The following is a 13,363-nucleotide window of genomic DNA, read 5'->3' as shown; positions in this document are numbered from 1 at the left end:
CTCATGACTGACCCGTACCTTCAAATAAACAAAATTTCGAAATTGACTGGATATCAGTGTATGGAATGATATCGTCAGTTTCATCTGTGGAATTTTCAGCGTTCTTGATGGACGATTCCAAGGCTTCGAGATTCTGATGGTCTATACCAAATTGTTCGTTCTTTGTTTGTTCAAATGAAGACAAAGTAGTCTGGATACTCGTAGTCATTCGATTTCTACTGTAACAGCCACATGTGGCATTCTGTAATTTAAGATAGGTCATATTATAACCTCATTAATATAAATTTTCAATTAATTGTAATTGCTTTAATTTTGTAGTTCGGCGTCTGGTTATGCTTCTACTGATTGAGCTATCTCACGAACTAATTTAGCAAGCCCACAACGCAAGGTATCTCCGCGAGATTCCCATATATCTAGCAGTTCGGATTGTGTTTTCACGAGGAAAACTGAATAGGACTTTAGGTCCATTCCATCAACATTGCCCATTCCAAACCACCTCTTCGAAGTTAAGGGGGAAACTCTTTAAATATGAGAAAATTAGTTTTCTTTTTGTTGAAAACATGTTTATTTACTCCTTGGGGGATTAAATGAATTTGTTCTCATATGTTTCTCAGTCCCCTGCTCGTCCAAAAGTCCGGGGATTGGAGAAACAACGAGTTTCCCTTTTTCAATCGTAATCGCTACTTTTCCACCCGGGTTAATCCCAGCATTTGCTGCTAGGGCAGGTGGAAGGCAGATTCTTAAAACGCCCATTTGAGCGCCACTTACAGTTCTTATATTTTTCAACATAGTTTCTCCGGTTGTATTTTTCTTGTCAACTGAGTTGACATTTTTCTGTTCTCACAAAGCTTCTCATAGACCTTTTTAATGATTTCGATGAGATCTGTAAAAAGTATCCAGAAAAGAACTCAGAAGGCATCATTAATAAAATATTTTACAGCGATGGAAATGATTGTGGAAAAATGTGGGGATGCCTATCTATTTTAAGGAACAAAGGAATTTGAAAGTTCAAAAAAGTAGAAATTAATTCTCTTCCTATCATAAGGAATGATGTACGACAGTGCCTATTGACTGTGTTTTCTATTTTTGTAACAATTTTGCAAAATAAGAATTTATAGTATTCTTTTTCATCATTATGCGGCATGTTTTTCAACATAAACTATTAGGTACACGGTAAGAAGTGATTAAATGTTAGACTTATGTGAGTCTATGGTAAGTAGTTGATTTACCATTGAATGTCATTAGGCTAATGGTGAGTAGGTGGCTCAACCTCTATGAGATGAGTTCAGGAAAGCCAAATTGTAAGAATGTCATTAGTTTTTTCAGAGTTTCAATATCGATATCCATAGTCGGAGTATTCGTTCATTTTTCTTACTTTGTAGACTCCATATGCTACCAACAAAGAGAATGATGATATAAATACTGTGATCCAATCCCATGTGATTCCTGGGGGTATAACATTTATTGATATGAATGGAACTGGATTCGCAGCATTTATTGCAATTTCTATTCCTTCTGTAATTCCAGATTGTAGCACTTTAACGTTGTGTGAGATATCGTTAGTATAAACGCTGGGTAAAAGATACTTGCTCTTGTATGCTAAAAGAATTAAAAATGCTTTCAAACTCATGAATATTGCAAATGCGAATGTTGCATCTGAGTAAAACACCTTCAATACTTTGAACATAAATGGTGAATGAAACTCAATGCATATATCTTTTCACTGTTTTGCTCATGGAGCGTTTATGCACTTATTTATAATGTACGTAGATGTTCGGATGGAATATAATCTATATTTATAATCATTTTTAAAGATAAAATTAATCCGGATCGATGTAAAGCATCATCTTTTTGTGAAAAACCAAAACCTTGATATTAATTGCACTTCTTTTGATTGCTGGGTGCTGCATTTCACACTCAGTACTACATTTCAGGTATTGGACAAGGCACACTACGCTCTTAGTATTTGTCAGGTAACCTAGACACTCTTACTTCCTAAAGTATACGTAAAAATAAGTTTATATTGTATTTATTCATTTAGAAGCGTGATTGGAATGGTTAGCTACATGTTTATTGATGAAAGCGGAGATCTTGGATCGAAATCTAAATATCTAATTTTATCAGCTCTTGTAGTTAAATCTCCAGACAAGCTTGATCGAATAATTAAGAATATGCGAAGGAACAAATTCAAAAAACAGTTGAAGAATGCCAATGAAATTAAGGCTAATAGTTCCAGTCCAGAACTTGTTAAACATATGTTAAGTAAGCTCAATGGAGTTGATGATGCACAAGCATTTTTTGTAAATCTCAACAAAGAAAAATGCTACAGCTCATTTCTGAAAGGAAATAAACACAAAATGTATAATTTTGCTGCTGGAAAATTAGCAACTAATATAAATTTAGATGAGGGCAAAGTCATTGTTAGGATTGATAAGTCAAAAGGGAAACAAGTTCTAAGGGATGACTTCAATCACTATTTCGAAGAGCGCTTAATGGAGAATTCATCATTAGAAACTGTTGAAATTCATCATAGCAACTCACATTCATGGGGTGGATTACAGTTTGCTGATGTGTTGGCATGGTCAGCATTCCAAAAAATAGAGCGTTGTAATGGTGAGTATATTGATGTGTTAAAAATAGGATCAGAAGCCTACGAGGTGTGGTCCTGATGGTTTACAGTACCAGTAAGGACTCTTTATCGTGCATCTCAAGTTACACTGCCTTACTGGTTTTACCCGTGTAATTCTTGCTATGTTTTTTAAGAATATAAATTATGCGGTATAATACAACACAATACAACATGATACAACATAATGTTGTAGATGTTTCTTAATTTTATGGGGTATTACTTGCAATACTAATAGTTTTAACTCTTACATTACCACGATGGGAGTAAGAGTTCTAAAGCCTCTCTAATTTTATAACCCATCTGCCATAAGTGTCTGATATTCGTTAAAGAATAAGATTTTAATTAGGTCTGCATTATTTTATTTAGGAATTCGGGGTTTTCTCTTAATTTGTTCAGAAGAGTGGTGAAAATCTCATTATCCTTCGCTTGTTCTTCAATTTTCGTATCCTGTTCTGCAAGTCTTGCTTTCATATTTTCCATTTCAGAACGTTCGAGGACTGCTTTGGCAACTTCGCCACTTAATTTTTCATTTTCTTCTACTATCTTTTGAAATTCAGGTGATTCAGCAATAACATTTTCCTTCTGAACAAGCAGGTGTGGCATATATTTGCGGTATGTACCTTTCATTTTATCAATATCATTCGGCTTAAAATAAGCATCATCAACTCTACTTAATGAGTGCCCCATCCAATATTCTACCATCGTATTGTTGCATCCAATACTTTTTAAGGTGGTACTGAACAGTTTTCTCATGTTATGAGAACGAATAAGATGACGATTTCTGTTAGTAGATCCCTTTCCAAGCCTGATGTTGATGGAACTGTACATTTTGCCCAGACCTTTTTCTGCATCAAAACGACGTAATTCTTCATCGCCAGTTTCAAGAAACTTACCACTAATGACCTTGCATATGAAAAGATAACCATTGTCATCATTAATACGCTGTTTCAAAGCAGCATTTTTCCTTGAAGCATCATGAAATTTAATTTCACGATTGCGCCATTCCAGATAATCCCCTACCGCTTCACTTGCTTCAGGCGTTAAAAAAGTAACGAAATCAACACCTGTTTTCCCTCTTCGGAGCTTCAGTGTTGTTATTTTGGTATCCTCATCGTAACCATCTTTGAAATCACAAATTTTCAGATTTGTAATTTCGTTAGCTGAAAGTCCAGAAGACAATCCGACAAGAATAATGGCCTTTTCCCTGATGTCACAATGCTTTAAAGCTTCACGGACATCATCTATTGTTGGTATTTTAAGATTTTCGGGTGACGGTTTAGCTCGTTTACTATTACGAACAATATCAGGAATAGGAATATCAAAAAATGTGTAAAAACTCTTAACAGCCGCAACATATGCGCGCACACTGTTATCGACAACATTCCCCTTTAAATGTTCTTTGAAACCAATTAAGTAGCCTTTTATAGAACGCTTTCTTGGTAGAACACCATTTTGGATATCTGATTCAGCTTCGTCGATTAATTGAATGGGGGTTTTGCCTGTATATTCAGTGTAATGTTGCATACCCAAAATATAATTTATTCGAGTACGTGGTGCTAAATTTCTTCCCATAAACCATTCATTTATGTATTCATCTTTTTCTAATTCTGATTTTTTCATTTTTTACCGCCATTTATGTATTATTCCTCCTCTTAATATATACTTATAGCAATTATCCCGCCACCCACAAAGAACATGGCCGTGAACATCGATGAAGCAGGCCTTCAGGGAACTGTCCCGAGTGCAGGAAACACAATTGTGGTGGATGCAGTAACCGCACAGAACCCATTGACAATCGTAGTCAAGATCACGGCTACAGACCCTGACGGAAATCCGGTCCGTAACGCGAACGCGGTCTTGCGAGGTCTTGGTGGCGTGGCAAGCAATACCACTGACATCAACGGTGAGACCACACTAATTACAACCGCTGCACAGGTAGAAATGGGTGCTAACCAGAACGAAGGTACAATGGACCTTACCATTGCAGCCGATGGTTTCTACGATTACGAGAAGAAAGATGCAGTGATGGTCATCAAGACAAAATGACCTCACATTCTTTTTTAAAAAAATATGCCAGATAAGAACATCATTCAGGATGAAAGAGCAGCCATAGGACTGCCAATACGCATGGTGGTCCTGACGATAATCGGGATGATCGGCTTTGCAGTGATCGTATCAGCCATAGTCAACGCACCCACTGCACCCAGGCCCATGTATGCAACTTCTAATGTAACGAGCATAACGCTGCCAGAAGAGAGCGGCAATACAGGTCTTCTTGAGATCACCGTTTCCAATTTTGACGGAGAGCCCATTAGCAGATGTAATGTTGTACTGAGAGACCCTTCCGGAACCGTTGCTGCCGGTGGTCTGACCGATAGCTCAGGCCAGGTACAGATGCAACTTATGAACATCTCGCTTCCGATCGGGAAACGCGAGGGTTACATAACCATCAAGACAATGGCTGATGGCTATCTTGAAAATAATGACGAGCACTTTGTGAAAGTTATCCGTGGATGAACAGTGCTCGATCAATTCGTTAGTTGTTAGCTAACTATTCAACAATCAATCAGTTTTCCTGTTGACCACATAGAACTTGATGAGAACAGCAATAGCAAGAACTAATCCTAACCCCAGTGAAAAGTAAGGGGAGCGGAGAATATCCCACCTGCCTACAAAGATCAGACCGCCTGTAAGAAGCAGGAGTGCCGCCCCCATGATACCTGAAAGCTCCACAGGCATCCTGATAGAGCCGATGCTTATCCTGTTGCGATCCTCTATGCGCATGAGTTTCTCATCCTGCGATGCAAGTGATGCTTCAAGCTTGTCGGACAGCTTATCAATATCCACTCGAAGTGAACCTTCCACCAGTGACCGTAGCTCTTCAACTTCCACTTTTAACTTGTCAATGCTCTCAATTGCAGATCGGACATCGCCGGAAACCGGCGGTTGCTGTGTCTCAAATACAGTACCTGCAACATCCTCAGCAGGAACTTCGACAGACAGACGTCTTTCAACCGCACGAAGCCGCTTCTCAAGGCTCCTGACACTCTGGTCAAAGGACTCGATCCTCCCACGGACGTCCTCTTTTGTAGTACCCCCACTCATAGAACTCACCAGCAGAGACCTTCGTAAACAATATCCTCTTCAAGCTTTTCCGGGTCGATCATCTTCCTGCCATCGATCACTAACTTGTTCTTCATGCCGGCAAATTCGGAATCGAGTTCCCTGAACTGATCCCATTCGGTCATGATCAGGCATGCAATTGCGCCTTTTAGTGCCTCTGCAGGACTATCACAGTACCTTATATTTTCGATCAATACCTTCATGTTGTCCGTTGCCATCGGGTCATATGCAGTCACATCGGCTCCAAGCTCCAGAAGTTTTCTTATAACAGGTATGGAACGTGATTCACGTATGTCATCCGTTTCGTTCTTGAAGGCCAGGCCCAGAACAGCCACTTTTTTACCTTTTACATCGCCTGCATGCTTTTCAAGAAGCTCCAACATCTGCAACGGCTGTAGCTCGTTCACTTCGATAACGGATTCAAGAAGAGATGGATAATAATCGATTTCCTTTGCTTTACCAATGAGTGCACGCACATCCTTTGGGAAGCAGGAACCACCAAAGCCGGCACCTGAGTTCAGGAAATACTCGGAGATACGGAAATCCGCACCTACAGCATTCATTACCTCATACGTATCTATCCCCAGACGCTTGCAGATATTGCCGACCTCATTGGAGAACGAGATCTTTGTGGCAAGGAAGGAATTGTTCACATACTTGATCATCTCAGCAGTACTTGGAGTGGTTTTTGTGACCTCGCAATCCAGATCGCGATATAGCTCCGCAACAAGAGCTCCGGTTCTTTCATCAATACTACCAACAACGATCTTATCGGGATGCATGAAATCATAAACAGCCTTGCCTTCCCTCAGGAACTCAGGATTCATGGCAACACCGAAGTCCTTGCCTGCTACCTTACCTGAATGTTCCTCAAGTAAACGAAGGACTATCTCCTCGGTAGTTTGTGGAACTACTGTGCTTTTTACGACCACGATGTGGAAACCATTCTTTTTCGCCATTGCCATTCCAAGGCTCTTGCAGGCAGCACCTACAATGGACAGGTCGATATTGCCATGCTCGTTGGAGGGAGTACCCACACAGATAAATGAGACATCCGTATTCTGTATAGCATAATCATAATCAGATGTTGCTATGAGGTTCTTCTCCGCATGTTTTTTCATCAACTCCCCAAGGCCTTCCTCCCAGATCGGAGGAAATCCGTCATTGATCATTTGAACCTTCTTTTCGTCAATATCGATGCAGATGACCTCGTGTCCAAGTTCTGCAAAACACGCAGCTGTAACTGAACCAACATAACCGGATCCAACAATAGATACCTTCATAAAAATCACTCCTGTTTAATAAAGTTGTAAAGGATGTATATTATAATAATGGTTTTGCACCATACAGGGCCCTTCCCATGGCCCTTCATTCATAGAAAAGCATGAACTGCTAAAATCAATCCAACGGTAAAAAGACCGAAAATTGCATCCTTTACCTGAAGTTTTGATTTGTGGAAATAAAGATTATTGTGATCGTTCCCATATCCCCTGCAGAGCATTCCCACATATGTTCTTTCACCCTGTTCATAGGACTGCACGAAAAGCGAACTTATAGTGTTCCCTATCTGCTCCAGGATCCACTTTCTGGGGACATCCTTGTTCCATACATCGAACAGGCGGGATTTTTGTGCTACACGTATCCTTTTGAGAACACTCCAGAACACGAAGAGATACCTTACCATCATTGTAAGAAGAAGAGTGAACTCCCTGGGGACACCCAGCCTTCTTGCAGAAACTACGAGATCGTTCATTTTCATTGTAGATGATAATACAATAACAGAGGTCACACATACAATGAACCTTGCCATCAGGGTCAGGCCAAAATCCAGACCTTCGTAGGTCATGGTAAGACCAAAGGGAAATGACATAGGGTAAACTGTGAACGTTTCGATGAAAGGCTGCCTGATAAAAGGCTGGAAAATAGCAAGTCCTAAACCAAATGGAATCACTGCGAGGATCCTTGCCATTACGTAAAAGAGGTTCAAGTTCCCGATGATCATCAATAGGACCAGATAGCTCTCAAGAAAAAGCAACTTGATGAAGTTCGAATCATCCAGCCTTGGAAGAGCTGCTACATAAAAGACGATGCTGATCAAGGCTATTATCTTGATGCGGCCATCCAGCCTGTGAACAGGGCTGTCCTTATAGGATTCCCTTTCGATCTCAGTCAATCCTATACCCATGAGGCTTACTCCGCTGAGTCCTGCATTTTGTTCTGTATTCTGCCCTGATCAAGTACACGGATGATCTCATCCCTTGCATCTGTCGGAGCGATCTGGATCTGGGCATCAATGCCCTCTTTCTGCAAAAGCTCAAATACCTCTGCTATCCTCGGCATACGCAGATGGGCTTTCTGTATCAGATTGTGATCCCTAAATATTTCCTTTGGAGTACCTGTTGCCAGTATCTTCCCATGGTCGAGGATACAGATCCTGTCAGCAAATGCCGGAATGATGTCAACATCATGTGTTGAAAGCACAACGGTCATATTGAGATCCCTGTTCATCCTGTCAATTATATCCATTACCTGAGCAGCGTTTATTGGATCAAGTCCTGCTGTAGGTTCATCGAGTACTACGACCTCAGGACGCATGGCAAGCACTCCTGCAATAGCGACAAGCTTTTTCTGGCCACCACTTAAATGATGAGGGGCACGTTTTTCAAATCCTTTCAGATTCACAAGTTCAAGTGAGGTCCTTATCCTCTCTTCAACCTCATCTTCCGGCAGTCCCATGTTCATCGGACCAAAGGCCACATCTTCCTCCACAGTAGGAGAGAATACCTGATCATCGGGATTCTGAAAGACGATACCGACCGTTTGACGTGCTTTACGGATGGTCTTCTTAGAGATCGTATCTCCCTTGATAGCAACCTCACCGGAAGAAGGTGACAGTATGCCATTAAGATGTTTGAAAAGTGTTGACTTGCCTGCACCATTCGCTCCAAGAATAGCTATCTTCTCACCTGCATTGATGGTCAGATCAATGTTCTCAAGTGCCTTTGAATCGCTACTGGAATATTTGTAAGAAAGGTTCTTCAATTCGATAATAGGGTTTTCACGAGCCATGTTGATCTCATCTGCTACTTATCATGCATTACCGGTGCTAAGTGACAGGAAGAAGATATATTATTATTAATAAATTATGCCACAATCTTCATACTCTGTTTATTGATCTCATTACGAAAAGATTCAAGCCTTTGAGGTCTGACACCTGATTTACAGGACCATCCACCTTTTGAATTCCGTTAAACTTATATATATTATTGCAGTTTTTTTGGTAATAAGAAATTATAATTACGTAATACTAAATAATACAAAATTATATATATTCATAAAAAGGAGGAAATATAATGCATATACCAGATTCGTTTATGCCGCTATCCCAGGCACTAATTTACTGGGCAATAGCCCTTCCGTTTATCTTTATGTCCTTCAGATGGGCACGAAAAGATATGGATGATATGAAGATACCAATACTTGCAGCATTATCTGCAGGAATATTTGCAATTCAGGCGCTCAACATACCCATTGGAATGGGTACCAGTGGCCATATGGTCGGAGCTGCACTTGTAGCAATAATCTTTGGAAGCCCTTTTGCCGGAGTGCTTGTACTGACGCTTGTACTTCTGGTTCAGGGGATCGTGTTCGCTGACGGTGGAATTACTGTAATGGGTGCCAACATTCTGAACATGGGAGTTATCTCAGGTTTTGTAGGTTACTACTCTTTCGTTGCACTGAGAAGCAAAAACATTGACATTAAGATATCAGCATTCTTCGGTGCATGGTTAGGGCTTTTCATATCCTCTATCGCAACAGCGATCGAGATGAGCATCGCAGGTACATTCCCACTCGTACCAGGGCTGGTGGCAATGGGAACATTCCACTTTGTAATAGGCATCATCGGAGAAGGACTGATCACTGCAATTGCGATAGCAGCGATCGCGAAAGCACGTCCTGATCTTGTGGACAGCAAGATCACAGAAGATTCAAAGGAGGCATTATTGTGACGAGCCAGAACATGAAATTATTGTACGCAGGACTGGCAATAGCACTCCTGATATCAGTACTTGCACCATACCTTGCATCTTCAGATCCTGATGGTCTGGAAAGTGCTGCAGAAAGTGTGATCGATGAAGAAAGATTTGCAGAACTTGAAGAAGCAGACCCTGCAATCGATTCCCCTATGCCGGACTATTCAATTGAAGGAAAGGGCAAACTCGGCGAGATCGTTGCTATTTCAGCAGGCACCATTGGGATCCTTGTCATAAGCTTTGGGCTTGCAAAGGTGCTGAAATCAAACAGATCTAACTAAAAATTAGAAAACAGATATTACTAAAGGAGGAAATATTTCCTCCTCTAACTTTTTTTACATCAAATGATCTTCACAAGGATCGGTTCACCATCATCCACAGCATCCATTATACTGTGAGCAATTGCAGAATTACTCCGGACCTTGACATCGCCATGGCGACCAACTGTTGCAGTGAAAAGGTAATTTTCACCTGCATAGATCTCGACATCCTGTGAAGCTATTTCAGGAACGTTCAGGATCACATGCTTCTTTGTGTGCTCGACAGTAGGACGATAGGAACTTCCGGAGAATCTGTTCTTATCAGCACCCTTGCCCTTGCGACCTTGCTCTTTAAGTTCACGCACATCAATGTGGACACCTACGATCCTCTCGATCTCATCTACCACTGCACCACTTTTACCGATCACCTTCGAGATCTCCTTCTCGAAAACCTTTACAACAGCATTTGTGTCGGAGGTCATCTCCACTTCAACAGGACCGCTGGTATAACGCTGGACAACGTCCTTGATCTCGCCTTCCGCAAGAGACCAGACAGGTTTCCTGCTTTCTGTTGAAGTTGATACTGGCATAACAACGATCTGCTCACCGAAGGTATATATCTCAAATTCAGGTTTTGATGTCTCAAAATCAGAAACAACAATTACCGGTCTTGCAAGATCAGCTTCCATCATTCCAGATGGCACCTTTACAGTGAACTCAAGGGTCTGGACCTGGGCTACCTCACCCTTGTCAATAAAGATGACAGTATCAACAACCTGTGGAATAACACCAAGCTCCACCCTACCGATGAGCCTCTGCACAGCATCGATGGCACGGTTGGCATGCACAACACCGATCATGCCGACACCCGCAAGTCTCATGTCCGCAAATATCTCGAAATCACGGGTCTTTCGCACTTCATCATAGATAGTGTAATCAGGCCTTACAAGCAACAGCACATCTGCGGTCTTTTCCATGCTTCCTTCAAGAGGAGCATATTGTGTGATCTCTCTGGGAACCTGCAGGTCCCTTGGAGATTCCATTGTCTTTACAACATAATTGTGTTCATGCAGAAAAGTGGCAACTCCTGCTCCGAATGTGGATTTACCCGCTCCCGGAGGACCTGATACCAGAATTCCACGCTGTCCAAGTATCCTCTCCTTGAGCTTGTCACCCAGACGGTACTCATCCAGCTTTACCGATGCCACAGGACGTACTGCTGTGATCTCCACATCATCCGAAAATGGAGGATTCGAGATAGCTATTCGCATATCGCGTATCTGCAGTACGGTAGCACCGTTTAAAGACATCTCAATGAAGGACTCCGGATCAGCCCTTGCTCTTTCAAGAAGCTCGCGGGTGATCTCTTTCAACTCACCTGAAGTGGATGGAGTATCCCTTATTTCTACAAATTCCACATTCCTGATGGAACCACGTTTGCCCATTGGAATGACCTTGTTCTTCAGATGCACGGACATTGTATCATCAGTGAAGAAATCCTCAATATGCAAAGTAATGAACTCAGCTTTTTTCGGAGGAAGGTATTCCACGTCCATCCCCTTTGCCACTGCAACGTCATACTGAACCCTGTCCCCTGTCACAAAAGTAGCGTCCAGCTCTTCAGCAGATGAACGGATTATAGCATCCACTGCACCCTCTTTAGCATACTTTCTCTCTTCTATGGTCGGCCGTTCACCTGTAAAAGATATATCGATAAGACCCTCTGTTGCCAATTCTTGCAGTTTTTTCAGCTCATCCAGACCTTTATTACCGATCTCAAGACCACGATTTGCCTGGGATTCCAGTTCTGCCACCATGGCCTCGGGAATGAATATTTCAGCCCCCTCATAGTCCCCTACAAGAATCATTTCGGATACAAGACCATCAATAATTACACTTGTATCAGGAACTATCCTTGTTATCTCATTGTTTTCCATAAACAGAACTATCGTTCAAAACTATTTAATATAACTGACGGAAAAAAAGAGATGATCAGAAAAGGGAAAGAAAAGAGAACAAAAAATAGTCCCTTAGAATCTCAGTTTCAAAAATATCAGTAGACCTCATCGGGGTTAAACACCTTCTCACCAACAACATTACCCTCGATATTTCGGTAGAAGCATGAACGATAGCCTGTGTGGCATGCGCCGCCTTCCTGTTCGACCTTCATTACGATGGCGTCCATATCGCAATCTATAAGCATCTCGTGTACTGTCTGCATGTGCCCGGAACTTTCGCCTTTTTTCCACAGTTCTTGCCTGCTACGACTCCAGTAGTGAGCAATGCCAGTCTCAATGGTAAGTTTAAGAGCCTCCTCGTTCATGTAGGCAAACATGAGAACTTCGCCAGTTTTATTGTCCTGTGCAATGGCTGCGATAAGCCCATTGTCATCATATTTGAGATTGTCAAGCTCTATCATATTAATCAGTTAATGAATATACTATAACTATAAAAACTAAGAGGAATCAATATGTAATGATAATAATATGGTGTATAGAAACTTTATTAGCATATTTTTTTGCATATGATATCAAGGTGAAAGAATGGATTATAGTTTCGATGGAAGAGGGGGATACAGGGTACCGACTGGCTTGCTAGGACTTGACGTTCAGCTTGGAGGAGGAGTCCCTCCGGGAACAACTATATTGATACTTGCAGAACCCGGTGCAAGTTCAGAGCTATTTGCACAACAGTTCGTATATGGTGGTCTGACGAACAATGAAGAAGTTTACTATTTCTCTGCTGAACATCCGGTTCAGGAAATAATTGAGGATATGAGGACCTTCGGATGGGATGTTGAGCAATATGTCGAAGACGGAAAAATGGACTTCGTTGATGCCTATAACTTAAGGTTCTGCAATATTCTGCCCAAAAGTATTACATGCAACCTCTCTGCCAAGGATTTCCTAAAACAGAACACTGATACGATGAACCAGCTTAAGTCTGCTACCTCTAAAGAGAGGCAAGGGCAGTACAGAGGGGTCATCGATTCCATATCATATTTCCTGAGATCCTACGATATGAAATCTGTTACGGAAGCTATCGAATTTATCTCCTCTATCGGAAAGCTCACTAATGCTGTACAACTCATCCTTATGACCGGCGGAACACATGACCCGCAAGTGGAAAATGGACTCAAGAGCATTTGTGATGGGGTTATTGAATTCCGCATGAAAGAACGTGGAAGCGAGATAGAGAGAACTATATTGATACGTAAGATGAGAGGAATGATACCTCCTGACAAGACCATATCATATAATATAACTCAAAAAGGCATTGAACTGGAAACTACGACCAGAGTTCTCTGATCTTTGTAG

The 13,363-nt window shown here is 41.4% G+C and carries 16 protein-coding genes; 6 read left to right on the top strand and 10 right to left on the bottom strand.

Features of this window, described 5'->3' with window-relative positions; genetic code table 11:
* Position 1: 1 nt before the first annotated feature.
* The 3 genes from LI82_RS02525 to LI82_RS02515 all read right to left on the bottom strand — a co-directional run bounded on the left by LI82_RS02525 (position 2) and on the right by LI82_RS02515 (position 1,687).
* On the bottom strand, positions 2–262 hold the full coding sequence (locus LI82_RS02525) for a hypothetical protein (RefSeq protein WP_048193393.1): 261 nt from the start codon (positions 260–262) through the stop codon (positions 2–4).
* 302 nt (positions 263–564) lie between these two features.
* Positions 565–789, bottom strand: a complete 225-nt coding sequence (locus LI82_RS02520; protein WP_048193392.1) for an AbrB/MazE/SpoVT family DNA-binding domain-containing protein — start codon at positions 787–789, stop codon at positions 565–567.
* Positions 790–1,330: 541 nt separating this feature from the next.
* The gene (locus LI82_RS02515; RefSeq protein WP_048193391.1) at positions 1,331–1,687 is read right to left on the bottom strand and encodes a hypothetical protein; all 357 of its coding nucleotides are present in this window, start codon (positions 1,685–1,687) and stop codon (positions 1,331–1,333) included.
* 367 nt (positions 1,688–2,054) lie between these two features.
* Here LI82_RS02515 and LI82_RS02510 point away from each other — a divergent pair, with 367 nt between their 5' ends.
* Entirely contained in the window at positions 2,055–2,669 is a 615-nt protein-coding gene (locus LI82_RS02510; protein WP_081955710.1) for a DUF3800 domain-containing protein, read from the top strand.
* A 302-nt stretch (positions 2,670–2,971) separates the two neighbouring features.
* Here the strand turns inward: LI82_RS02510 and LI82_RS02505 are convergent, their stop codons facing one another.
* Positions 2,972–4,249, bottom strand: coding sequence for a tyrosine-type recombinase/integrase (locus tag LI82_RS02505; RefSeq protein ID WP_048193389.1), 1,278 nt, complete (start codon positions 4,247–4,249; stop codon positions 2,972–2,974).
* A 75-nt stretch (positions 4,250–4,324) separates the two neighbouring features.
* Here LI82_RS02505 and LI82_RS02500 point away from each other — a divergent pair, with 75 nt between their 5' ends.
* Both LI82_RS02500 and LI82_RS02495 read left to right on the top strand, forming a co-directional pair.
* Positions 4,325–4,675 (top strand): carboxypeptidase regulatory-like domain-containing protein, encoded by a 351-nt coding sequence (locus tag LI82_RS02500; protein ID WP_201770288.1) that lies wholly within the window; start codon positions 4,325–4,327, stop codon positions 4,673–4,675.
* 24 nt (positions 4,676–4,699) lie between these two features.
* On the top strand, positions 4,700–5,146 hold the full coding sequence (locus tag LI82_RS02495; RefSeq protein ID WP_048193388.1) for a hypothetical protein: 447 nt from the start codon (positions 4,700–4,702) through the stop codon (positions 5,144–5,146).
* Positions 5,147–5,191: 45 nt separating this feature from the next.
* On the opposite strand, the gene LI82_RS02490 is transcribed toward LI82_RS02495, so the two are convergent.
* From LI82_RS02490 to LI82_RS02475, 4 genes are all read right to left on the bottom strand, one after another.
* Positions 5,192–5,734: a hypothetical protein gene (locus LI82_RS02490; RefSeq protein WP_048193387.1), complete on the bottom strand. Its 543-nt coding sequence runs from the start codon at positions 5,732–5,734 to the stop codon at positions 5,192–5,194.
* 5 nt (positions 5,735–5,739) lie between these two features.
* The gene (locus tag LI82_RS02485) at positions 5,740–7,035 is read right to left on the bottom strand and encodes a UDP-glucose dehydrogenase family protein (RefSeq protein ID WP_048193386.1); all 1,296 of its coding nucleotides are present in this window, start codon (positions 7,033–7,035) and stop codon (positions 5,740–5,742) included.
* Between the two features lie 89 nt (positions 7,036–7,124).
* A complete protein-coding gene (gene cbiQ / locus LI82_RS02480; protein WP_048193385.1) occupies positions 7,125–7,937 on the bottom strand; it encodes a cobalt ECF transporter T component CbiQ in 813 nt (270 codons plus the stop codon).
* A gap of 5 nt (positions 7,938–7,942) precedes the next feature.
* Entirely contained in the window at positions 7,943–8,821 is an 879-nt protein-coding gene (locus LI82_RS02475) for an energy-coupling factor ABC transporter ATP-binding protein (protein ID WP_048193384.1), read from the bottom strand.
* Between the two features lie 284 nt (positions 8,822–9,105).
* Between LI82_RS02475 and cbiM the strand changes: the two genes are divergently transcribed.
* Complete coding sequence (gene cbiM / locus LI82_RS02470) at positions 9,106–9,762, top strand: cobalt transporter CbiM (RefSeq protein ID WP_048193383.1); 657 nt, start codon at positions 9,106–9,108, stop codon at positions 9,760–9,762.
* Between the two features lie 11 nt (positions 9,763–9,773).
* The gene (locus tag LI82_RS02465; protein WP_048193809.1) at positions 9,774–10,067 is read left to right on the top strand and encodes a PDGLE domain-containing protein; all 294 of its coding nucleotides are present in this window, start codon (positions 9,774–9,776) and stop codon (positions 10,065–10,067) included.
* A gap of 59 nt (positions 10,068–10,126) precedes the next feature.
* Here the strand turns inward: LI82_RS02465 and LI82_RS02460 are convergent, their stop codons facing one another.
* Positions 10,127–11,983 (bottom strand): PINc/VapC family ATPase, encoded by a 1,857-nt coding sequence (locus LI82_RS02460; RefSeq protein ID WP_048193382.1) that lies wholly within the window; start codon positions 11,981–11,983, stop codon positions 10,127–10,129.
* 116 nt (positions 11,984–12,099) lie between these two features.
* A complete protein-coding gene (gene hisI, locus LI82_RS02455) occupies positions 12,100–12,465 on the bottom strand; it encodes a phosphoribosyl-AMP cyclohydrolase (protein ID WP_048193381.1) in 366 nt (121 codons plus the stop codon).
* A 124-nt stretch (positions 12,466–12,589) separates the two neighbouring features.
* Between hisI and LI82_RS02450 the strand changes: the two genes are divergently transcribed.
* Positions 12,590–13,354, top strand: coding sequence for an RAD55 family ATPase (locus tag LI82_RS02450; RefSeq protein WP_048193380.1), 765 nt, complete (start codon positions 12,590–12,592; stop codon positions 13,352–13,354).
* Positions 13,355–13,363 lie beyond the last annotated feature (9 nt).

Origin of the sequence: Methanococcoides methylutens, assembly GCF_000765475.1 — an archaeon.
GTDB lineage: Archaea > Halobacteriota > Methanosarcinia > Methanosarcinales > Methanosarcinaceae > Methanococcoides > Methanococcoides methylutens.
The sequence above is the reverse complement of the archived record's forward strand: the minus strand, read 5'-3'. Positions and strand labels throughout refer to the sequence as shown.